Source organism: Pseudomonas sp. BF-R-19 (assembly GCF_019956445.1).
Lineage (GTDB): Bacteria > Pseudomonadota > Gammaproteobacteria > Pseudomonadales > Pseudomonadaceae > Aquipseudomonas > Aquipseudomonas fluorescens_BH.
Genome location: NZ_JAHBDN010000095.1, coordinates 1 through 19774, shown reverse-complemented (window position 1 = coordinate 19774; position 19774 = coordinate 1). Strand labels below are relative to the sequence as shown.

Sequence of the window (19774 nt, the reverse complement as noted above, 5' to 3'; positions counted from 1 at the left end):
GCGGTATGTCAGTCGACTACTTCATTGACTGACACACCGCTTTCGCGAGCAAGCCCGCTCCCACAGGGTCAGGCGGTGCCCATGCAAACGATCAAGCATGCCGCTTGCGATACTCCCCCGGTGCAATGCCGAAGCGCGATTTGAACGCGGTGGAGAAGTAACTCGAATCGGAAAACCCCCACGAATACCCCAGCACCGACAACTTCTGCTCCTTGCCTGACCGGCGCAGGGATTCGGCGCACAAATCCAGGCGACGGTTCTTGATGTAGCGCGCCACCACCAATCCCTTCTTGGCAAACATGCGGTACAGGCCACGGGTGGACATGCCGACTTCCCGCGCCAGCCATTCCGGGCACAGGTCTTCGGAGCGAATGTTTTCGTCGATGCAGGTGAGCGTCTTGCGGAAGATCCGCTCATGGGAGTCCGTGCTGTCGTCGGCCTGGCTGATCGCCGGGCGCAGCAGGCTGACAATCGCCTCCAGGGTCGCTTCGCTTTCCTGGCGGGTCAGGTGCTGCTGGCGGGTGGCATCGAGGATCAACCGGTGCGAGAGCATTGCTATGGGCGAGGTCGCGGCGATCCGGTGACCGCACTTGACCTGATTGAAGCGCAGGGTTTGCTCGACCAGTTGATACGGCAGGATCAGCGACAACTGCCGGGAGCTTTCGCCGTAGGTGAAGTCGCTGGGCCGCGCGGCATCGATCAGCGTGATGTCGCCGGGGGACAGCAAGACCTTGTCGTCGCCCTGGGCCATGCCCGCCGTGCCGTCGAGCTGGAACACCGCAAAATACTTGCCGCCCTCGCCTGCCGCGACTTCCTGGGGCGTGCGGAACAGCCGCGCCTGGCACGCGTCGACGAAACTGAGTTTGAGCGCATCGCTCTGGTATTCGCGGATGCGCCCGGCAAATTCGCTGCCCAGGGGTTGTGCGTTGAAGGCACCACAGATCTGGTTGATCTGATGGATCCACTGGTCGAACCCATCATGGCGCTGTGCTGTTGTAGAAATCATGTCAGGCCTCACGCAGGCTTATTTTTATTGTCTACGTCAATCCACACGACATCGGATGCTTCGAGTCTCCTGAACCGCACCACTCCCTGAACAATGACGTGCTATTTCAGTCCGCCAAAACGCCGATAGAAGCTTTCACCCACATCCGGCAACGGGCCATCGGCCGTTTCCAGTGCGGCGTTCAGCCATTCTTCGGCCTTGGCGTAGATCAAACGGTAAATGTTGCGGCACAACTGGCGGGCGGCGCGGCCTTCCCAATCGCCGGGCAGCAACTCGTCCGGCAATTGCGGGTCGCGCAGCAGCAGCTTTCGGTACTCGTGAATCAGCAGCACCCGCGCCAGGAAGCAGTCGGCCGGTTGCAGGTTTTCCTGCTCGCGCAGGGCTTGCCACAGCGGCCGGAACAGCTGGATGAACTCGCTGTAGTGCGCCGCCAGCTCCTCGATGTTCCAGCTCTCGCGCACTTGCAGGCGCAGGGCCTTGGAGGTCAATACGTCCTGGGCGGTGGTTTCGAAGATGATGGTGTCTTCCTGGACACCGAGGTCGAGCAGGGTCGCGTTGACGTCGGAACGGTCGCTGCGCGGACAGGCCAGCACCACCGGCGAAATCGCGCCGAAGCCTTGCCACTCCAGTTCTTCGCGCACCTGTTTGCGTTTGTCCTGGGTCAGCTGCGAGAGCATCACCAGGCACCAGGAACCATCCCAGGCCGGCATCGTGGTGCTGTAGACCCGCTTGAAAGCCTTGTCGAAACGCCGGCGGCCGGTGCCGGTCAGGCTGTAGTAGCTGCGACGACCGACTTTCTCGGCGGTCAGCCAACCTTCCTTGGTCAGGCGAAAAATCGAGGTGCGGATCAGCCGCTCGTTGATGCCGATGGGTTCGAGCAACTGAATCAGGCTACCCAGCCAGACGGTGCCGCCATGGGGTTCGATGGCATCCCCGTACAACGTGATGATCAAGGAACTGGCGCGGATCGGCGTCTGCTCCTGGAAGCGGGTAATCAGATGGTTCAAGGGAGTCAGGGACGACATGGGCGTTCCGTGCGGAAAAAGAAAAGGAATATACCGAAACCTATGGGGTTAATCCCAATCCCTTGTGGGAGCGGGCTTGCTCGCGAAGGCGGTGTGTCAGTACATAAATATGTTGTCTGGCACTCTGCATTCGCGAGCAAGCCCGCTCCCACAGGGGAAGGTGGTGTTCATGAGGCACTGCCTTTCGGCCGCAACCCGCGGTCACTGATCCGCGGGCGATCCGGCTCCGGTTCGCTCAGCGGTTCGCAAATCTGCATCTGCGTAAGGCAACGCTGGGCCAGTTGCTGATATTCCCGGGTGCCGGCCTGTTTCCACGCCACTTCCTGATCGCTGAGGCTGCGCTTGACGCTGGCCGGAGCCCCCATGACCAGCGACTGCTCCGGGCATTCGAAGCCGGCCTTGACGAACGCCGCCGCCGAAACGAATGAACGCGGGCCGATCCGGGCGTTGTCCATCACCACCGCATTCATGCCCACCAGCGCGTCGGCACCGATCCGGCAACCGTGCAGCACCGCGCCGTGGCCGATGTGGCCATTGCGCTCGACCACGGTGTCGCTGTCGGGGAAACCGTGCATCACGCAGGTGTCCTGCAGGTTGGCGCCCTCCTCCAGCACGATCCGCCCGAAGTCTCCGCGCAGGCTGGCCAGCGGACCGACATAGCAATGGGGGCCGATGATTACGTCACCGATCAACACGGCGGACGGGTGCACATAAGCGCTCGGATCAACCACCGGAGTCAGGCCATCAAGGCTGTAGCAGGTCATGGAAGCTTCCTTCACAAAGCGATGCAAATAATGACTCATCTTGTATCACATCACTTTTAACATCACAAAGACTAAAAACCGTATCGCTTGAAATGCACCTTTCCGACGAATACCAGTACGCCCCTAAAATCGCCATAAAACCCAATGTTTTCTAGGTAAAACCCACTACCAACCACCCTTAAGCAGGAAGCATTAAAATCAAAACCCCCACCAATAAGACACATTAAATCTATTTTAGTATTGCATTTACGTATCACGTTATAGCTATACTTGGGCAAAACCGGCCCCTGCGGCCGATCCAATAACGAGCCGGCACCACGCCGAGCGTGCACCGTGAGAGCATCCGCCATGCCTCTGACCCTTGCCGTCGAATTGATCGAGCCTGGCGTCCGCCTGATTACCCTGCAGCGCCCGCAAGCCCTGAACGCCTTGACCACCGAGTTGCTGGGCGAACTGGCCGCTGAACTGAACATCGCGCAAGCCGACCCCGACACCCGCGCCGTGGTCCTTACCGGCAGCCGCAAGGCCTTCGCCGCCGGTGCCGACATCAAGGAAATGGCCGAACGCAACCTGGTCGGCATCCTCGACGACCCACGCCAGGCCTCGTGGCAAACCATTACCCGCTTCAGCAAACCGCTGATCGCCGCCGTCAACGGCTTCGCCCTCGGTGGCGGCTGCGAACTGGCGATGCACGCCGACATCATCATTGCAGGCCTTGACGCCCGCTTCGGCCAGCCGGAAATCAACCTCGGGATCATGCCCGGCGCCGGTGGCACCCAACGCCTGCTGCGCGCCGTCGGCAAATCCATGGCCATGCAGATGGTGCTGACCGGCGAGCCGATCGACGCCCGCCAGGCCCAACGCGCCGGCCTGGTCAGTGAAGTCACCCAACCGGAACTCACCGTCGAGCGCGCCCTGCACATCGCCCGCAGCATCGCGGCCAAGGCACCGCTGGCGGTGCGCCTGGCCAAGGAAGCGCTGCTCAAGGCCATGGACACCGACCTGGCCAGCGGCCTGCGCTTCGAACGTCACGCCTTCACCGTACTGGCCGGCACCCGCGACCGCGACGAAGGCATTGCAGCCTTCCAGGAAAAGCGCAGCCCGACTTTCACCGGGCAATAAAGCGGCCACCGACATCCGAATTCGAACGACTGCCAAGAGAACGCCAAGACCATGAACTTCGAACACATCCTGTTTTCCATCGACGCCGGCGTCGCCCTGCTCAGCCTCAATCGGCCGGAACAGCTCAACAGCTTCAACACCCAGATGCATGGCGAAGTGAAGGAAGCACTCAAGCAAGTGCGGCAGAACCCGGACGTACGCGTATTGCTGCTGACCGGTGAAGGTCGCGGCTTCTGCGCCGGGCAAGACCTGAGCGACCGCAATGTCGCGCCGGGCAGCGACGTGCCGGACCTGGGCGAGTCCATCGAGAAGTTCTACAACCCGTTGATCCGCCAATTGCGCGACCTGCCGCTTCCGGTGATCTGCGCGGTCAATGGCGTGGCGGCCGGGGCTGGCGCCAACATTCCGCTGGCCTGCGACCTGGTACTGGCGGCGCGTTCGGCCAGTTTCATTCAGGCGTTCTGCAAGATCGGCCTGATCCCGGATTCCGGCGGCACCTGGACCCTGCCGCGTCTGGTGGGCATGGCCCGCGCCAAGGCCCTGGCCCTGCTCGGCAATCGCCTGAACGCCGAACAAGCCGAGCAATGGGGCTTGATCTACCAGTGTGTGGACGACGCCGATTTGCGTGACGAAGCCCTGAAATTGGCCCGCCACCTGGCGACCCAGCCGACCTACGGTCTGGCGCTGATCAAGCGCAGCCTCAACGCCAGCCTGAGCAACAGCTTCGACGAACAGTTAGAGCTGGAAAAAGACCTGCAGCGCCTGGCCGGGCGCAGCGAGGACTACCGCGAAGGCGTCGGCGCCTTCATGGAAAAACGCACCCCAGTTTTCAAGGGGCGCTGAGTCATGACCGCATTGAACACATCTGCACGCGTCGCCGTGATCGGCGCCGGGGCCATGGGTGCCGGTATCGCCCAGGTCGCGGCCCAGGCCGGCCATCCGGTATTGCTGCTGGACAATCGTCCCGGCGCTGCCGCCCAAGCGATTGAAGGCATCGACCGCCAACTGGGCAAGCGAGTCGAGAACGGCAAACTGTCGGCCGAGTCGCGCAGCGCGACGATTGCCCGCCTGCAAGCGGTGGAAGCCATCGAGACCCTGGTCGACTGCGACCTGATCATCGAAGCCATCGTCGAGAACCTTGAGATCAAGCGCGCGCTATTCCGCCAGCTCGAAGGCATCTGCGGCGAACATTGCATCCTCGCCAGCAATACCTCGTCGCTGTCGATCACCAGCATCGCCGCGCAGCTTGAGCATCCACAACGCCTGCTCGGCCTGCACTTCTTCAACCCGGCACCGGTCATGGCGCTGGTGGAAGTCGTCTCCGGCCTAGCCAGCGATCCGGTACTCGCCGAGTGCCTGTACGACACGGCCAAGGCCTGGGGCAAAAAACCGGTGCACACCCGCTCGACGCCGGGTTTTATCGTCAACCGCGTGGCCCGGCCGTTCTATGCCGAAAGCCTGCGGATGCTTCAGGAAGGCGCGGCAGATTGCCCGACCCTGGATGCGTTGATGCGCGAGGCCGGCGGCTTTGCCATGGGCGCGTTCGAGCTGACCGACCTGATCGGCCATGACGTCAACTACGCCGTGACCTGCTCGGTGTTTGACGCTTATTACCAGGACACGCGTTTCCTGCCGTCGCTGATCCAGAAAGAACTGGTGGACGGCGGGCACCTGGGACGCAAGAGCGGCCAGGGTTTCTACAGCTATGCCCAAGGTGCGGAGCGCCCGCACGCCGCTGAAATCAGCAGCGCTGCGAAAGTCGAGGTTTGCGCTGTGGAAGGCGACCTCGGTATCGCTAAAGGCTTGCTCGCACGTTTGCATGAACAAGGCGTCGAGATCATCCAGCGCGATGGTCGAGGTTTGCTGCGGGTTGGTGATGCCGTGCTGGCCTTGAGCGACGGGCGCATGGCCTGTCAGCGGGCTCGGGAAGACGGGCTGCGCAACCTGATCCTGCTGGATCTGGCGTTCGATTACGGCAATGCCAAACGCATCGCCATCAGCCATGCGGCAGGCATTGATCCGCAGGCCCTCGAACAAGGCGTTGCCCTGCTGCAACGGGCCGGCCTGAAGGTCAGCCTGCTCAGCGACAGCCCGGCCCTCGCCGTCCTGCGCACCGTGGCCATGCTCGCCAACGAAGCCGCCGACGCCCTGCTGCAAGGCGTGGCCTCGGCCGCCGACATCGATCTGGCCATGCGCGCCGGGGTCAATTATCCGCAAGGGCCGCTGGCCTGGGCCGATGCCATTGGCCTGGCGCACATGCTTAAAACGCTGGAAAACCTGCAAGCCAGTTATGGCGAAGAACGCTACCGGCCGTCGCTGCTGCTGCGCCGTCGCGTCGCCGAAGGGAGAACATTCCATGACTAACCATGAAGCCATGTCCTTGGCCAGTGAATGCGCGCAATCGCTGTTCCAGCGCGACGCCGCCAGCCAGGCCATGGGCATGCGCCTGCTCTCGGCCGGCCCCGGTTGCTCCCGGGTCGGCATGACCGTGCGCGCCGACATGGTCCAGGGCCACGGCACCTGCCACGGCGGCTACCTGTTCGCCCTCGCCGACTCGGCGTTCGCCTTTGCCTGCAACAGCTACAACGAAGCCACCGTGGCCATCGGTTGCAGCATCGACTACATCGCCCCGGCGCGCCTGGGCGACACGCTGAACGCCGACTGCATCGAGCAGAGCCGTTCCGGTCGCACCGGCAACTATGACGTGCGCATCGAAAACCAGCAGGGCCAGTTGATCGCCCTGTTCCACGGCAAATCCTACAAAGTGCGCGGCCCGGTGCTGGCGCAGGAGACCCCCAATGAATGACGCCCTGATCATCGACGCCGTCCGCACCCCGATTGGCCGTTACGCCGGTGTCCTGAGCAGCGTGCGCGCCGACGACCTCGGCGCGGTGCCGCTGCGCGAACTGCTGCGTCGTCACCCGCAAGTCGACTGGAACACGGTCGATGACGTGATCTACGGCTGCGCCAACCAGGCCGGCGAAGACAACCGCAACGTCGCACGCATGTCGGCGCTGCTGGCCGGGTTGCCGGTCAGCGTGCCGGGCACCACCCTCAATCGCCTGTGCGGTTCCGGGCTGGATGCCATCGGCACCGCCGCCCGGGCCATTCGCAGCGGCGAAACCGGGCTGATGCTGGTCGGTGGCGTTGAATCCATGTCCCGCGCACCGCTGGTGATGGGCAAGGCCGAGCAGGCGTTTTCCCGGTCGGCCGAAATCTTCGACACCACCATCGGCTGGCGCTTCGTCAATCCGCTGATGAAAAAGGCCTACGGCATCGACTCCATGCCGGAAACGGCGGAGAACGTCGCCGAACAGTTCAACATCTCCCGGGCAGATCAAGATGCCTTCGCCCTGCGCAGCCAGCAACGCGCCACTGCCGCCCAGGCCAACGGACGCCTGGCCAAGGAAATCGTCGCGGTGAAGATTCCCCAGCGCAAAGGCCCGGCCAAAGTGGTCGAGCACGACGAACACCCGCGCGGCGACACCACCCTTGAGCAGTTGGCCAAACTCGGCACGCCGTTCCGCGAAGGCGGCAGCGTCACCGCCGGCAACGCCTCCGGAGTCAACGACGGTGCCTGCGCGCTGTTGCTGGCCAGCCCGGAAGTCGCCAAACGCCACGGCCTGACCGCCCGTGGCCGCGTTGTAGCAATGGCCACTGCCGGCGTCGAGCCCCGAATCATGGGCATCGGTCCAGTTCCAGCCACGCGCAAGGTGCTGGAAGTGGCCAACCTGAGCCTCGCCGACATGGACGTGATCGAACTCAACGAAGCCTTCGCCGCACAGGGTCTGGCGGTGCTGCGTGAACTAGGCCTGAGCGACACCGACCCGCGGGTCAACCCCAACGGCGGCGCCATCGCCCTGGGCCATCCACTGGGCATGAGCGGCGCACGGTTGGTGACCACCGCCCTGCACGAGTTGGAAGAACGTAACGGCCGCTACGCCCTGTGCACCATGTGCATCGGTGTCGGCCAAGGGATCGCGCTGATCATCGAGCGTCTATCCCACTAAAGAATCGCGATTCCCAAGGAGCCGAGAAGTATCCTTGGGGCATGCACTCAAAGCCCTTGTGCAAAAGGGCTGGAACACAAAAACAATTCGAGTGAACACATGAACATGCCAATAGCCAAATCCATCCTGGATCCTGTGCTGGACCCGCTGGAAACCGCCAGCATCGACGAACTGCGCCAGCATCAGCTGGAGCGCCTTCGCTGGAGCCTGAACCACGCCTACAACAACGTGCCGCTGTACCGTCAGCGTTTCGATGCGCTGGGCGTGCACCCCGATGACATCAAGTCCCTGGACGACCTGGCGAAATTCCCTTTCACCACCAAGTCCGACCTGCGGGACAACTACCCCTACGGCATGTTTGCCGTGCCGATGCACGACATCGTGCGCCTGCACGCGTCCAGCGGCACCACCGGCAAACCGACCGTGGTCGGCTACACCCAGAACGACATCGACACCTGGGCCAACGTGGTGGCGCGCTCGATCCGCGCCGGCGGTGGCCGCCGTGGCGACAAGGTGCATATTTCCTATGGCTACGGCCTGTTCACCGGCGGCCTCGGCGCGCACTACGGCGCCGAACGCCTGGGCTGCACGGTGATCCCGATGTCCGGCGGCCAGACCGAAAAACAAGTGCAACTGATCAAGGATTTCCAGCCGGACATCATCATGGTCACGCCGTCCTACATGCTCAACATCGCCGACGAAATCGAGCGCCAGGGCATCGACCCGCACAAACTGGCCCTGCGCCTGGGCATCTTCGGCGCCGAGCCCTGGACCGCCGAACTGCGCAGCGCCATCGAGCAACGCCTGGGCATCACCGCCCTGGACATCTACGGCCTCTCGGAAATCATGGGGCCGGGTGTCGCCATGGAATGCGCCGAAACCAAGGACGGCCCGACCATCTGGGAAGACCACTTCTACCCGGAAATCATCGACCCGATCACCGGCGAAGTGCTGCCGGACGGGCAGATGGGCGAACTGGTGTTCACCTCATTGAGCAAAGAAGCCCTGCCGATGATCCGCTACCGCACCCGCGACCTCACGCGCCTGCTGCCGGGCACCGCACGACCGATGCGGCGCATCGACAAGATCACCGGGCGCAGCGATGACATGCTGATCATTCGTGGCGTTAACGTGTTTCCGACGCAGATCGAGGAACAAGTTCTAAAAGTTAAACAACTTGCCGAGTGTTATGAGATTCATCTGTATCGTAATGGCAACCTGGACAGCGTGGATGTGCATGTCGAGCTCAAGGCTGAGCACCAGCACCTGAGCGATGAACAGCAGAAGGCTGTTTGCGGGGAGTTGAGCAAGCACATCAAGACGTATATCGGGATCAGTTCGCGGATCGTTTTGCAGCCGTTTCATTCGATCAAGCGCTCTGAGGGCAAGGCTTGCCACGTGTTGGATAAACGTCCGAAAGCATGACTGCTGCACCCTTTATGGCCCCGCTTTTTGCGGGGCTTTTTTTTTGGCCGGGGCTTTACCGACTCTGGAGCCGAGCACAATCCCTGTGGGAGCGAGCTTGCTCGCGATGGATTTGTGTCAGTCGATGATTGTTTTGTGGGTGTACATATCCGTTGCTGCGGTCACGGCCACTTAGGGTTCCGCCCTTACGGCGGGTCACTTGGAAAAGCCCCAAGTAACCAAAGGCTCCTGCCCCTGACATTCGGTGCCTCGCCCAGGCTCGGCATTCCCTCGCTCCGGTCCTGCTCCGTGGGCCTCACGAGGGGGCGTGTACCGCAACAGCGCCCGAGGCGGCCTACCGGCCGGCCTGGTTGTTGGGGTCGTTCGTCTGGGAGGTACCTGGTCGCCGGTAGACCGCTATCGCGAGCAAGCTCGCTCCCACAGGTACTCAGTACATCTGCAAGATTTCGGTCGACTGGCAGGCCGCCTTCGCGAGCAAGCCCGCTCCCACAGAAGAGCAAAGGCAGAGCAGCCCACACCACCGCGTCGCTCTTCACCACTCATCAGGCCGAGCGTTAGCTCGCCTGCAGCTCTTGATCTTGATCCACCCGCCCCCTCGGGAGGCTGAGTGGAGGTGTTCATCCGGGGATTGGCGCGCAGCGCCGTTCGACGCAGTCGAACTCATTGCATGTAGGTCGAAGCGAAGCCGACCGGAGGGCAATGCCCCCGGATGAATACCGCAGCGAAGGAACGCCGAGCCTAAGCGAGGGGCCGTACGTAAGGGGCGAGACCTTTTGGTTCCTTTTGGGGCGTTTGCCAAAAGGGACTCGCCGTAAGGGCGAAACCGCCAGCCGCCGTTACCGCAGCAACGGATATGTACACGGCCAACAAAAGACAGGTCGGCTGTCAGGCCGCCTTGGCCAACAGGTGGCCGTTACCCCAGAAACGGATATGCACACCGCCCCAAAAAGCGACCGCCCATCCAAAGCGATACAAAAAACAAATACGACACGTCATTTTGTGTTTGATATTAAATTCTGTATCGCTTATAAAGTTCCCCATGCCCCAGAACAGATTCAAGGCGGGAACTCAAAAATGTACGCACAGCTAGTAGAAACAGGCGTAAAGCGCATCAAAGACCTCTCGGAAATGTCCGACCAGGAACGCGCATTCCAGGAAAAAATCGATTCAGAAATCAAGATCGAAGCCAAGAACTGGATGCCAGATGCCTACCGCCAGACCCTGATCCGGCAAATTTCCCAGCACGCCCACTCCGAAATCGTCGGCATGCTGCCCGAAGGCAACTGGGTCACCCGCGCGCCGTCGCTCAAACGCAAACTGCAACTGATGGCCAAGATCCAGGACGAAGCCGGCCACGGCCTGTACCTGTACAGCGCCATGGAAACCCTGGGCGCCGACCGCGACGAAGAAGTCGCCAAGCTGCACAGCGGCAAGGCCAAGTACTCGAGCATCTTCAATTACCCGACGCTGAACTGGGCCGACATGGGCGCGGTGGGCTGGCTGGTGGATGGTGCGGCGATCGTCAACCAGGTGGTGCTGCAGCGCACCTCCTACGGCCCCTACTCCCGGGCCATGGTGCGCATCTGCAAGGAAGAGAGCTTCCACCAGCGCCAGGGCTACGAAATCCTCCTGACCATGATGCGCCACGGCAACCAGGCGCAAAAAGACATGGTCCAGGACGCGATCAACCGCCTGTGGTGGCCGTCGCTGATGATGTTTGGCCCGAGCGACGAACACTCGCCGAACAGCGCCCAGTCCATGGCCTGGAAAATCAAGCGCCAGAGCAACGACGAACTGCGCCAGCGCTTCATCGACCAGACCATTCCGCAACTGGAATTGCTGGGCTGCACCTGCCCCGACCCGGACCTGAAATGGAACACCGAACGCGGTCACTACGACTTCGGCGAAATCCAGTGGAACGAATTCTACGAAGTGCTCAAGGGCAACGGCCCGTGCAACCAGGAACGCGTCGCCACCCGCCGCAAGGCGATTGAAGACGGTGCCTGGGTTCGTGAAGCCGCCGTCGCCCACGCCCGCAAAAAACAAAACAAGAACGCCGCCTGATCCGGCCACCTGATGTGGAGTAACTGAAATGTCCGAGTGGACCCTCTTCGAAGTCTTCGTGCGCAGCAAGCACGGCCTCAACCACAAGCACGTCGGCAGCGTGCATGCCGCCGACACCACCATGGCCATCGAGAACGCCCGCGAGCTCTACACCCGTCGCAGCGAAGGCGTGAGCCTGTGGGTGGTGCCTTCGGCATTGATCACCGCCTCGTCGCCAGATGAAAAAGACCCGCTGTTCGACCCGTCGGACGACAAGGTTTACCGCCACGCCAGCTTCTACGAGCTGCCGGCCGAAGTCGGGCACATGTGAGGTCGACCATGGACAACAAGACTGATCTGATCGAATACCTGCTGCGCCTCGGCGACAGCGCCCTGGTCCAGGGCCAGCGCCTGTGCCAATGGTGCGGCAAGGCCCCGGCGCTGGAAGAAGAGCTGGCGCTGATGAACGTCGGCCTCGACCTGGTGGGCCAGGCCCGCAACTGGCTGGAATACGCCGCCGAACTGCTGGACGACGGCCGCGATGCCGATCACCTGGCGTTCCGTCGTGACGAGCGCGCCTACCGCAACTTGTTGCTGGTAGAGCAACCCAACGGTGACTTCGCGGTGACCATGCTCAAGCAGTTCCTCTATGACGCCTGGCATCTGCCGGTGCTGCAGGGCCTGAGCCAGTCCAGCGACGAACGCATCACCGGGATCGCCGCCAAGGCGGTGAAGGAAGTGACCTATCACCTGCGCCGCTCCGGCGAATGGATCGAGCGTATGGGCGACGGCACCGAGGAAAGCCACAAGCGCATGCTCGCGGCCATCCCCGAAGTCTGGCGCTTCACCGTGGAACTGATCGCCGCCGATGACAGCGAACAACAGCTGTGCGAAGCCGGCATCACCCCGGACATCGCCAGCGTGGCCGCCCAGTGGCAGGCCAAGGTCGAGCAGATCTTCACCAGCGCCACCCTGCCCGTTCCTGCGACGCCGAACTACTTCTACCTGAATGCACGCAAGGGCCTGCACACCGAACACCTGGGCATCCTGCTGGCCGAAATGCAGTTCCTGCCACGAGCGTACCCCGATGCAACCTGGTGAGCTGATCGCCAGCGACCTCGGCGCCCGGCCGGCACAACCGACCGACCTGGCTGCCGCGTGGGCGATTCTGGCAGAGGTCATGGACCCGGAAGTGCCAGTGGTCAGCGTGGTCGACCTGGGCATTGTCCGCGACCTGGACTGGCAGGCCGGTCACCTTCACGTGGTGGTCACGCCGACCTACTCCGGCTGCCCGGCCACCGAAGTGATCGAGAGCGACATCCGCGAAGCGCTGGAACTGGCCGGATTCAAGGCGCCGCAGCTTGAGCGCAAATTGACCCCGGCCTGGACCACCGACTGGATCAGCGCCAGCGGTCGCGAACGCCTGCGCGCCTACGGCATCGCACCGCCCGAGGGCAGCACCAGCAAGCGCAGCCTGCTCGGCGAAAGCCCGCAGGTTGTGTGCCCGCAATGCGGCAGCGCCCACACCGAGGTCCTCAGCCAGTTCGGCTCCACCGCGTGCAAGGCGCTGTACCGCTGCGTCGATTGCCGGGAACCGTTCGACTATTTCAAGTGCATCTGAGCGGCGAATAGGCCGTCCCAGCTGGAGAACAACAATGAGCAAATTTCACAGCCTGACCATCAAGGACGTGCGCACTGAGACCCGTGACGCGGTGTCCATCGCCTTCGAAATTCCGCAGCACTTGCAGGACAGCTTCCACTTCACCCAGGGCCAACACCTGGTGATGCGCACCCAACTGGACGGCGAAGAAGTACGCCGTTCCTACTCGATCTGCACCGGGGTCAACGACGGTGAGCTGCGCATCGCCGTCAAGCGTGTCATCGGCGGCCGTTTCTCGGCGTTTGCCAACGAACAGCTGAAAGCCGGACACACCCTGGAGGTGATGCCACCCGCCGGGCACTTCTGCGTCGAACTCGACCCGGCACGCCATGGCAATTACCTGGCCGTGGCCGCAGGCAGCGGCATCACGCCGATCCTGTCGATCATCAAGACCACCCTGCAAACCGAGCCCCACAGCCGCGTCACCCTGCTGTACGGCAACCGTTCCAGCTCCGGCGCATTGTTTCGCGAGCAGCTGGAAGACCTGAAAAACCGCTACCTGCAACGCCTGAACCTGATCTTCGTGTTCAGCCGCGAGCAGCAGGACGTCGACCTGTACAACGGCCGGATCAACGCCGAGAAGTGCGAGCAACTGTTCAGCCGCTGGCTCGACGTCAAGGCCCTCGACGCCGCCTTCATCTGCGGCCCGCAGGAAATGACCGAGACCGTGCGCGACAGCCTCAAGGCCAAGGGCATGCAACCTGAGCGCATCCATTTCGAACTGTTCGCCGCCGCCGGCAGCGAGCAAAAACGCGCCGCCCGTGAAGCCGCCCGCCAGGTGGATGCGGCGGTCAGCCAGATCACCGTGATCAGCGACGGCCGCGCCCTGGCCTTCGACCTGCCGCGCAACAGCATGAGCATCCTCGAAGCGGGTAACGAGCAAGGTGCGGAACTGCCCTACTCGTGCAAGGCCGGCGTGTGCTCGACCTGCAAGTGCAAGGTCATCGAGGGCGAAGTGGAAATGGACAGCAACCACGCCCTGGAAGACTACGAAGTCGCCGCCGGCTACGTGCTGTCGTGCCAGGCCTTCCCGATCAGCGACAAGGTAGTGCTGGATTTCGATCAGCTCTGATGTATCGGGCAATGCGCCCCCCTGTGGGAGCGGGCTTGCTCCGGGCGGCGTTCCGACGAAGACGGAGTATCAGGCGCCATCCATGTTGAATGTGATGGCCCCTTCGCGAGCAAGCCCGCTCCCACATTGATCCGGTTCCAACCCGAAACTGTTTCACCCAAAACAAAAACAACAAAGGAGCGCGCGTCATGACACCCCAGGAAGTAGAACTCATTCGCCAGCACCCGGATTTCATCCAGCTGGTGCGTCGCAAACAGAAGCTGTACTGGTCACTGAGCCTGGCCATGCTGGTGATTTACTACGGCTTCGTGCTGCTGGTGGCTTTCTCCCCTTCTACCCTCGGCCAATCCCTCAGCGGCGGCGTGACCACCGTGGGCATGCTGGTGGGTGTCGTCATCGTCGGGCTGGCCTTTGCGCTGACCGGTTTCTATGTCTATCGCGCCAACAACGTGATCGACCCGCTGAATGAAAAACTCAAGCAGGAGTGCGCCCGATGAACCGCCTTCTCGCGCTGTTCCTGCTGCCGCTGGCGGCTGTCACTGATGTTGCGATGGCTGCCGACGGCGCGTCCCGACCATTGAACTGGAACGCCATCGGCATGTTCCTGGTGTTCGTGCTGTTCACCCTTGGCGTGACTCGCTGGGCGGCACTTCGCACCCGCTCCACCAGCGACTTTTACACCGCTGGCGGCGGCATGACCGGTTTCCAGAACGGCCTGGCGATTGCCGGCGACATGATCTCGGCCGCCTCGTTCCTCGGCATTTCCGCGATGATGTTCCTCAATGGCTACGACGGTTTGCTCTACGCCCTGGGCGTGCTGGCCGGCTGGCCGATCATCCTGTTCCTGATTGCCGAACGCCTGCGTAACCTGGGCAAGTACACCTTTGCCGACGTGGTTTCCTATCGCCTGGAACAGACCCCGGTGCGCCTGACCTCGGCCTTCGGCACCCTGACCGTGGCCCTGATGTACCTGGTGGCGCAGATGGTTGGTGCCGGCAAGCTGATCGAGTTGCTGTTCGGTATCGACTACCTCTACGCAGTGATGCTGGTCGGCGTGTTGATGGTGTTCTACGTGACCTTCGGCGGCATGCTCGCCACCACCTGGGTGCAGATCATCAAGGCGGTGATGCTGTTGTTCGGCACCAGCTTCATGGCGTTCATGGTGCTCAAGCACTTCGGCTTCAGCACTGAGGCGATGTTTGCCGGTGCCACCGCCGTGCATGCCAAGGGCAACGCGATCATGGCCCCCGGCGGCTTGCTGTCCAACCCGATCGATGCGATTTCCCTGGGGCTGGGCATGATGTTCGGCACCGCCGGCCTGCCGCACATCCTGATGCGTTTCTTCACCGTCAGCGATGCCAGGGAAGCGCGTAAAAGCGTGTTCTACGCCACCGGTTTCATCGGCTACTTCTACTTGCTGCTGATCATCGTCGGCTTCGGCGCCATCGTCATGGTCGGCACCGATCCGGCGTTCCGTGACGCCAGCGGCGCGATCATCGGCGGCGGCAACATGATCGCCGTGCACCTGGCCCAGGCAGTAGGCGGCAACCTGTTCCTCGGCTTCATCTCGGCGGTCGCCTTCGCCACCATCCTGGCGGTGGTTGCCGGGCTGGCACTGTCCGGCGCCTCGGCGGTGTCCCACGACCTGTATGCCTGCGTGATGCGCAAGGGCCAGGCCAGCGAACAGCAAGAGATGCGCGTGTCGCGAATCGCCACCCTGTGCATCGGTGTGCTGGCGATCATCCTCGGCCTGCTGTTCGAATCGCAGAACATTGCGTTCCTCTCGGGCCTGGTGCTGGCCATCGCCGCGTCGGTGAATTTCCCGGTGTTGTTCCTCTCGATGTACTGGAAAGGCCTGACCACCCGTGGCGCGGTCCTCGGCAGCCTGTCCGGACTGGTCTCGGCGATTGTGTTGCTGGTGCTGAGCCCGGCGGTATGGGTCAACGTGATGCATCACGACAAGGCGCTGTTCCCGTACTCCAACCCGGCGCTGTTTTCCATGAGCCTGGCGTTCTTTAGTGCATGGCTGTTTTCCGTCACCGACACCTCGCCCCGTGCGGCCCTTGAGCGTGGCCGTTATCTGGCGCAGTTCATCCGCTCGATGACCGGCATCGGTGCCACCGGCGCCAGCAATCACTAAACGACGACCGAACAGTTGGCAGGGAATAAAAATAATGACACCCGCACGTACCACGTCTTACCCATCACTGTTTTCGCTGGCCGCCGCATTGAGTCTGCCCATGATCGCGCCGAGCGCGATGGCCGACTTCATCGGCGACAGCAAGGCCCGCATTGATATGCGCAACCACTACATCAACCGCGATTTCCGTCAGGACAACGCGCCGCAATCCAAGGCCGAAGAATGGGCCCAGGGATTCACTGCGCGCATCGAGTCCGGGTTCACCGACGGCACCTTCGGTTTCGGTCTCGACGCACTGGGCGAGCTGGGGCTCAAGCTCGACTCCAGTCCCGACCGCCGTGGCACCGGCCTGCTGCCGTTCGGCCCACAGAGCCATGAGCCCGACGACGATTACAGCGAACTGGGCCTGACCGGCAAATTGCGGGTCTCCAAGAGCGTGTTGAAACTCGGCACCCTGCAACCCTTGTTGCCAGTGGCGACCTACAACGACACACGCTTGCTGAGCTCGACCTTCGAAGGTGGCTTGCTGACCAGCCAGGAAATCGACGGCCTGACGGTGAATGCCGGGCGCCTGACCAAGGCCAACCTGCGCGACTCCTCCAGCAACGATGACATCGGCTACGCCGCCGCCACCAGCGATAACTTCGACTTCGGTGGCGGCAGCTACGCGTTCAGTCCGCAACTGAACCTGAGTTACTACTACGGCAAGCTCGACCAGATCTATCGCCAGCAATTCGCCGGACTGGTGCATACGCAACCGCTGGGCAACGGTTTCAACCTGCGCAGCGACCTGCGTTATTTCGACAGCCGCGGTGACGGCGCCGAACGGGCCGGGCGTATCGACAACCGCAACTTCAACGGCATGTTTACGGTGTCCCACGGTGCCCACAAGGTCAGTGCCGCCTACCAGCAGTTATCCGGCGACAGCGCCTTTCCGTTCCTCAACGGTGGCGATCCGTACGTGGTCAACCTGGTGACCTTCAACACCTTTACCCGCGCCGACGAGGATTCCTGGCAGCTGCGTTACGACTATGACTTCGCGGCGCAAGGCATTCCCGGCCTGACCTTCATGACCCGCTACACCGACGGCAGCCATGTCAAGGCCGGCAGCGTCGACAACGGAAGTGAATGGGAGCGCGACACCGATATCAACTACGTCATCCAGAGCGGTGTGTTGAAGAACGTCAGCCTGCGCTGGCGCAACGTGACCTTCCGTTCCGGCAATGGCCTGACTACCGCCCTGGATGAGAACCGGCTGATCGTCGGCTACACCCTGGCGCTTTGGTAATCCCTGAATGGCGCGGTTAAGGCCGCGCCACAACCTTTCATAACCAGGAGCAATCGTGATGTCCTCTTCACCTACACTGCATGCCCCTACCCTGCAGAGTTTCATCGCCGGTCGCTGGATCGGCCAACAGGGCGCACAGGTCCTGCGCAGTGCCATCGACGGCCATGAAATCGCCCGCACCCATGAGGAGCGCCCGGACTTCGCCGAGGCCATCGAACACGGCCGTCGCCAGGGCGTCAGCGGCTTGATGGCGCTGGACTTCCAGCAGCGCGCCCAGCGTCTCAAGGCCCTGGCCCTGTACCTGAGCGAGCGCAAGGAACAGCTCTACGCGATTTCCCACCACAGCGGCGCGACCCGTGCCGACAGCTGGATCGACATCGAAGGCGGCAACAGCACGCTGTTCACCTACGCCAGCCTCGGTTCGCGGGAGCTGCCGTCGGGCAACATCATCCACGAAGGCCCGGCGATGCAGCTGAGCAAAATGGGCACCTTCGCCGGCACGCACATCCTTGTGCCTCGCGGCGGCCTGGCGGTGCACATCAATGCCTTCAACTTCCCGATCTGGGGCATGCTGGAAAAATTCGCCCCGAGCTTCCTCGCCGGCATGCCGTGCATCGTCAAACCGGCCAGCGCCACCAGCTACCTGACCGAAGCCGTGGTGCGCCTGATGGACGAATCCGGCCTGCTGCCGGCGGGCAGCCTGCAACTGATCATCGGCAGCACCGGCGACCTGCTCGACCGCCTGCAAGGCCAGGACGTGGTGACCTTCACCGGTTCCGCCGACACCGCGGCCAAGCTGCGGGTCAACCCGAATCTGATTCGCAATTCGGTGCCGTTCAATGCCGAAGCCGACTCGCTGAACTGCGCCATTCTCGCCCCGGACGTGACCCCGGATGACGAAGAGTTCGAGCTGTTCATCAAGGAAGTCGCCCGGGAAATGACCACCAAGGCCGGGCAGAAATGCACCGCCATCCGCCGTGCCATCGTCCCGGCCAAACACATCGATGCAGTCGCCACCCGCCTGCGTGATCGCCTGGCCAAAGTGGTGGTCGGCGACCCGTCGGTGGAAGGCGTGCGCATGGGCGCACTGGCTTCCCACGACCAGCAGAAAGACGTGGCCGAGCGCCTGGAAGCGCTGTTGCAGAGCAGCGACATGCTGTTCGGCGCCCGCGACGGTTTCGAACCCCGTGGTGTAAATGTCGACAAAGGCGCCTTCTTCGCCCCGACCCTGTTGCAGGCCCGCGACCCGCATGCCGAGGGCGGCGCCCACGATATCGAAGCATTCGGCCCGGTCAGCACCCTGATGGCCTACGACGATCTCGACGAAGCACTGGCCCTGGCCGCTCGCGGCAAAGGCAGCCTGGTGGCCAGCCTGGTGACCAAGGACCCACAAATCGCCGCCAAGGCCATCCCGGTCGCGGCTGCCTGGCACGGCCGTTTGCTGGTACTGGACCGCCATTGTGCTGGCGAATCCACCGGTCACGGCTCGCCGCTGCCGCAACTCAAGCACGGTGGCCCGGGTCGTGCCGGCGGTGGTGAAGAACTCGGCGGCCTGCGCGCGGTTAAACACTACCTGCAACGCGCGGCGGTGCAAGGTTCGCCGACTATGCTGGCGGCGGTCACCGGCGAGTACGTGCGCGGCGCCAAGGTCATCGAAACCGACGTGCATCCGTTCCGTCGCCACTTCCAGGACCTGCAGATCGGCGAGTCGCTGCTGACTCACCGTCGCACCGTCACCGAAGCGGACCTGGTGAACTTCGGCTGCCTGTCGGGCGACCACTTCTACATGCACTTCGACGAGATCGCGGCCAAGGAATCGCAGTTCGGCAAGCGCATCGCCCACGGTTACTTCGTGCTGTCGGCAGCGGCCGGCCTGTTCGTATCCCCTGGCGTCGGCCCGGTACTGGCCAACTACGGCCTCGACACCCTGCGCTTCATCAACCCGGTGGGCATCGGCGACACCATCCAGGCGCGCCTGACCTGCAAGCGCAAGATCGACCAGGGCAAGAAGAGCCCGCAGGGCGTTCCGCAAGGGGTGGTGGCGTGGGATGTGGAAGTGACCAACCAGTTGGGTGAGTTGGTAGCCAGTTATGACATTTTGACTTTGGTGGTCAAACGCGAGGATTGATCACGATTTTGTGGTCAACCTTTAACTACTGTGGGAGCGGGCTTGCTCGCGAAAGCGGACTGACATTCAACATTGATGTTGACTGACACAC

General features: G+C 62.6%; 18 protein-coding genes. 15 read left to right on the top strand and 3 right to left on the bottom strand.

The features are described 5' to 3' along the window. Positions 1-91: 91 nt before the first annotated feature. From feaR to paaY, 3 genes are all read right to left on the bottom strand, one after another. Positions 92-1006, bottom strand: a complete 915-nt coding sequence (feaR, locus tag KGB28_RS27215) for a transcriptional regulator FeaR (protein ID WP_223448634.1) — start codon at positions 1004-1006, stop codon at positions 92-94. Between the two features lie 101 nt (positions 1007-1107). Then, a complete protein-coding gene (paaX, locus tag KGB28_RS27210; protein WP_223448633.1) occupies positions 1108-2031 on the bottom strand; it encodes a phenylacetic acid degradation operon negative regulatory protein PaaX in 924 nt (307 codons plus the stop codon). A 167-nt stretch (positions 2032-2198) separates the two neighbouring features. After that, the gene (gene paaY, locus KGB28_RS27205) at positions 2199-2795 is read right to left on the bottom strand and encodes a phenylacetic acid degradation protein PaaY (RefSeq protein WP_223448632.1); all 597 of its coding nucleotides are present in this window, start codon (positions 2793-2795) and stop codon (positions 2199-2201) included. 348 nt (positions 2796-3143) lie between these two features. On the opposite strand from paaY, the gene paaF reads away from it, so the two are divergent. The 15 genes from paaF (at position 3144) to paaZ (ending at position 19683) form a co-directional block, all read left to right on the top strand. After that, entirely contained in the window at positions 3144-3917 is a 774-nt protein-coding gene (paaF, locus tag KGB28_RS27200; protein ID WP_223448631.1) for a 2,3-dehydroadipyl-CoA hydratase PaaF, read from the top strand. Positions 3918-3968: 51 nt separating this feature from the next. After that, complete coding sequence (gene paaG / locus KGB28_RS27195; RefSeq protein ID WP_223448630.1) at positions 3969-4760, top strand: 2-(1,2-epoxy-1,2-dihydrophenyl)acetyl-CoA isomerase PaaG; 792 nt, start codon at positions 3969-3971, stop codon at positions 4758-4760. 3 nt (positions 4761-4763) lie between these two features. Beyond that, positions 4764-6281 (top strand): 3-hydroxyacyl-CoA dehydrogenase PaaH, encoded by a 1518-nt coding sequence (paaH, locus tag KGB28_RS27190; protein WP_223448629.1) that lies wholly within the window; start codon positions 4764-4766, stop codon positions 6279-6281. Beyond that, positions 6274-6723, top strand: a complete 450-nt coding sequence (paaI, locus tag KGB28_RS27185) for a hydroxyphenylacetyl-CoA thioesterase PaaI (RefSeq protein ID WP_223448628.1) — start codon at positions 6274-6276, stop codon at positions 6721-6723. The genes paaH and paaI overlap by 8 nt, the downstream gene beginning before the upstream one ends. Then, positions 6716-7927 carry a 3-oxoadipyl-CoA thiolase gene (pcaF, locus tag KGB28_RS27180; protein ID WP_223448627.1) on the top strand — a complete coding sequence of 404 codons (1212 nt, stop codon included), beginning with the start codon at positions 6716-6718 and terminating at the stop codon, positions 7925-7927. Before paaI ends, pcaF begins: the two co-directional genes overlap by 8 nt. 99 nt (positions 7928-8026) lie before the next feature. Then, the gene (gene paaK / locus KGB28_RS27175) at positions 8027-9352 is read left to right on the top strand and encodes a phenylacetate--CoA ligase PaaK (protein ID WP_223448626.1); all 1326 of its coding nucleotides are present in this window, start codon (positions 8027-8029) and stop codon (positions 9350-9352) included. Between the two features lie 1074 nt (positions 9353-10426). Beyond that, positions 10427-11416, top strand: a complete 990-nt coding sequence (gene paaA, locus KGB28_RS27170) for a 1,2-phenylacetyl-CoA epoxidase subunit PaaA (protein WP_223448625.1) — start codon at positions 10427-10429, stop codon at positions 11414-11416. Positions 11417-11444: 28 nt separating this feature from the next. After that, positions 11445-11726, top strand: coding sequence for a 1,2-phenylacetyl-CoA epoxidase subunit PaaB (gene paaB, locus KGB28_RS27165; RefSeq protein WP_007943393.1), 282 nt, complete (start codon positions 11445-11447; stop codon positions 11724-11726). Positions 11727-11734: 8 nt separating this feature from the next. Next, positions 11735-12496: a 1,2-phenylacetyl-CoA epoxidase subunit PaaC gene (paaC, locus tag KGB28_RS27160; protein WP_223448624.1), complete on the top strand. Its 762-nt coding sequence runs from the start codon at positions 11735-11737 to the stop codon at positions 12494-12496. Then, complete coding sequence (paaD, locus tag KGB28_RS27155) at positions 12483-13016, top strand: 1,2-phenylacetyl-CoA epoxidase subunit PaaD (RefSeq protein WP_056722553.1); 534 nt, start codon at positions 12483-12485, stop codon at positions 13014-13016. The genes paaC and paaD overlap by 14 nt, the downstream gene beginning before the upstream one ends. A 34-nt stretch (positions 13017-13050) precedes the next feature. Next, complete coding sequence (gene paaE, locus KGB28_RS27150) at positions 13051-14127, top strand: 1,2-phenylacetyl-CoA epoxidase subunit PaaE (RefSeq protein ID WP_223448623.1); 1077 nt, start codon at positions 13051-13053, stop codon at positions 14125-14127. A gap of 188 nt (positions 14128-14315) precedes the next feature. Beyond that, positions 14316-14624, top strand: coding sequence for a DUF485 domain-containing protein (locus KGB28_RS27145; RefSeq protein WP_046042846.1), 309 nt, complete (start codon positions 14316-14318; stop codon positions 14622-14624). After that, positions 14621-16267 carry a cation acetate symporter gene (locus KGB28_RS27140; RefSeq protein WP_223448622.1) on the top strand — a complete coding sequence of 549 codons (1647 nt, stop codon included), beginning with the start codon at positions 14621-14623 and terminating at the stop codon, positions 16265-16267. The genes KGB28_RS27145 and KGB28_RS27140 overlap by 4 nt, the downstream gene beginning before the upstream one ends. Before the next feature lie 34 nt (positions 16268-16301). After that, complete coding sequence (locus KGB28_RS27135) at positions 16302-17555, top strand: OprD family porin (RefSeq protein ID WP_223448621.1); 1254 nt, start codon at positions 16302-16304, stop codon at positions 17553-17555. Between the two features lie 58 nt (positions 17556-17613). Beyond that, on the top strand, positions 17614-19683 hold the full coding sequence (gene paaZ / locus KGB28_RS27130) for a phenylacetic acid degradation bifunctional protein PaaZ (protein ID WP_223448620.1): 2070 nt from the start codon (positions 17614-17616) through the stop codon (positions 19681-19683). The last annotated feature ends 91 nt before the right edge of the window (positions 19684-19774 follow it).

Excerpts from the sequence above, each read along its gene's own strand:
- paaX (WP_223448633.1), bottom strand. The coding sequence starts at position 2,031 with ATGTCGTCCCTGACTCCCTTGAACCATCTGATTACCCGCTTCCAGGAG.
- feaR (WP_223448634.1), bottom strand. The coding sequence starts at position 1,006 with ATGATTTCTACAACAGCACAGCGCCATGATGGGTTCGACCAGTGGATC.
- KGB28_RS27135 (WP_223448621.1), top strand. The coding sequence starts at position 16,302 with ATGACACCCGCACGTACCACGTCTTACCCATCACTGTTTTCGCTGGCC.
- paaC (WP_223448624.1), top strand. The coding sequence starts at position 11,735 with ATGGACAACAAGACTGATCTGATCGAATACCTGCTGCGCCTCGGCGAC.
- paaB (WP_007943393.1), top strand. The coding sequence starts at position 11,445 with ATGTCCGAGTGGACCCTCTTCGAAGTCTTCGTGCGCAGCAAGCACGGC.
- paaI (WP_223448628.1), top strand. The coding sequence starts at position 6,274 with ATGACTAACCATGAAGCCATGTCCTTGGCCAGTGAATGCGCGCAATCG.
- KGB28_RS27145 (WP_046042846.1), top strand. The coding sequence starts at position 14,316 with ATGACACCCCAGGAAGTAGAACTCATTCGCCAGCACCCGGATTTCATC.
- paaK (WP_223448626.1), top strand. The coding sequence starts at position 8,027 with ATGAACATGCCAATAGCCAAATCCATCCTGGATCCTGTGCTGGACCCG.
- pcaF (WP_223448627.1), top strand. The coding sequence starts at position 6,716 with ATGAATGACGCCCTGATCATCGACGCCGTCCGCACCCCGATTGGCCGT.
- paaE (WP_223448623.1), top strand. The coding sequence starts at position 13,051 with ATGAGCAAATTTCACAGCCTGACCATCAAGGACGTGCGCACTGAGACC.
- paaF (WP_223448631.1), top strand. The coding sequence starts at position 3,144 with ATGCCTCTGACCCTTGCCGTCGAATTGATCGAGCCTGGCGTCCGCCTG.
- paaZ (WP_223448620.1), top strand. The coding sequence starts at position 17,614 with ATGTCCTCTTCACCTACACTGCATGCCCCTACCCTGCAGAGTTTCATC.
- KGB28_RS27140 (WP_223448622.1), top strand. The coding sequence starts at position 14,621 with ATGAACCGCCTTCTCGCGCTGTTCCTGCTGCCGCTGGCGGCTGTCACT.
- paaY (WP_223448632.1), bottom strand. The coding sequence starts at position 2,795 with ATGACCTGCTACAGCCTTGATGGCCTGACTCCGGTGGTTGATCCGAGC.
- paaG (WP_223448630.1), top strand. The coding sequence starts at position 3,969 with ATGAACTTCGAACACATCCTGTTTTCCATCGACGCCGGCGTCGCCCTG.
- paaD (WP_056722553.1), top strand. The coding sequence starts at position 12,483 with ATGCAACCTGGTGAGCTGATCGCCAGCGACCTCGGCGCCCGGCCGGCA.
- paaA (WP_223448625.1), top strand. The coding sequence starts at position 10,427 with ATGTACGCACAGCTAGTAGAAACAGGCGTAAAGCGCATCAAAGACCTC.
- paaH (WP_223448629.1), top strand. The coding sequence starts at position 4,764 with ATGACCGCATTGAACACATCTGCACGCGTCGCCGTGATCGGCGCCGGG.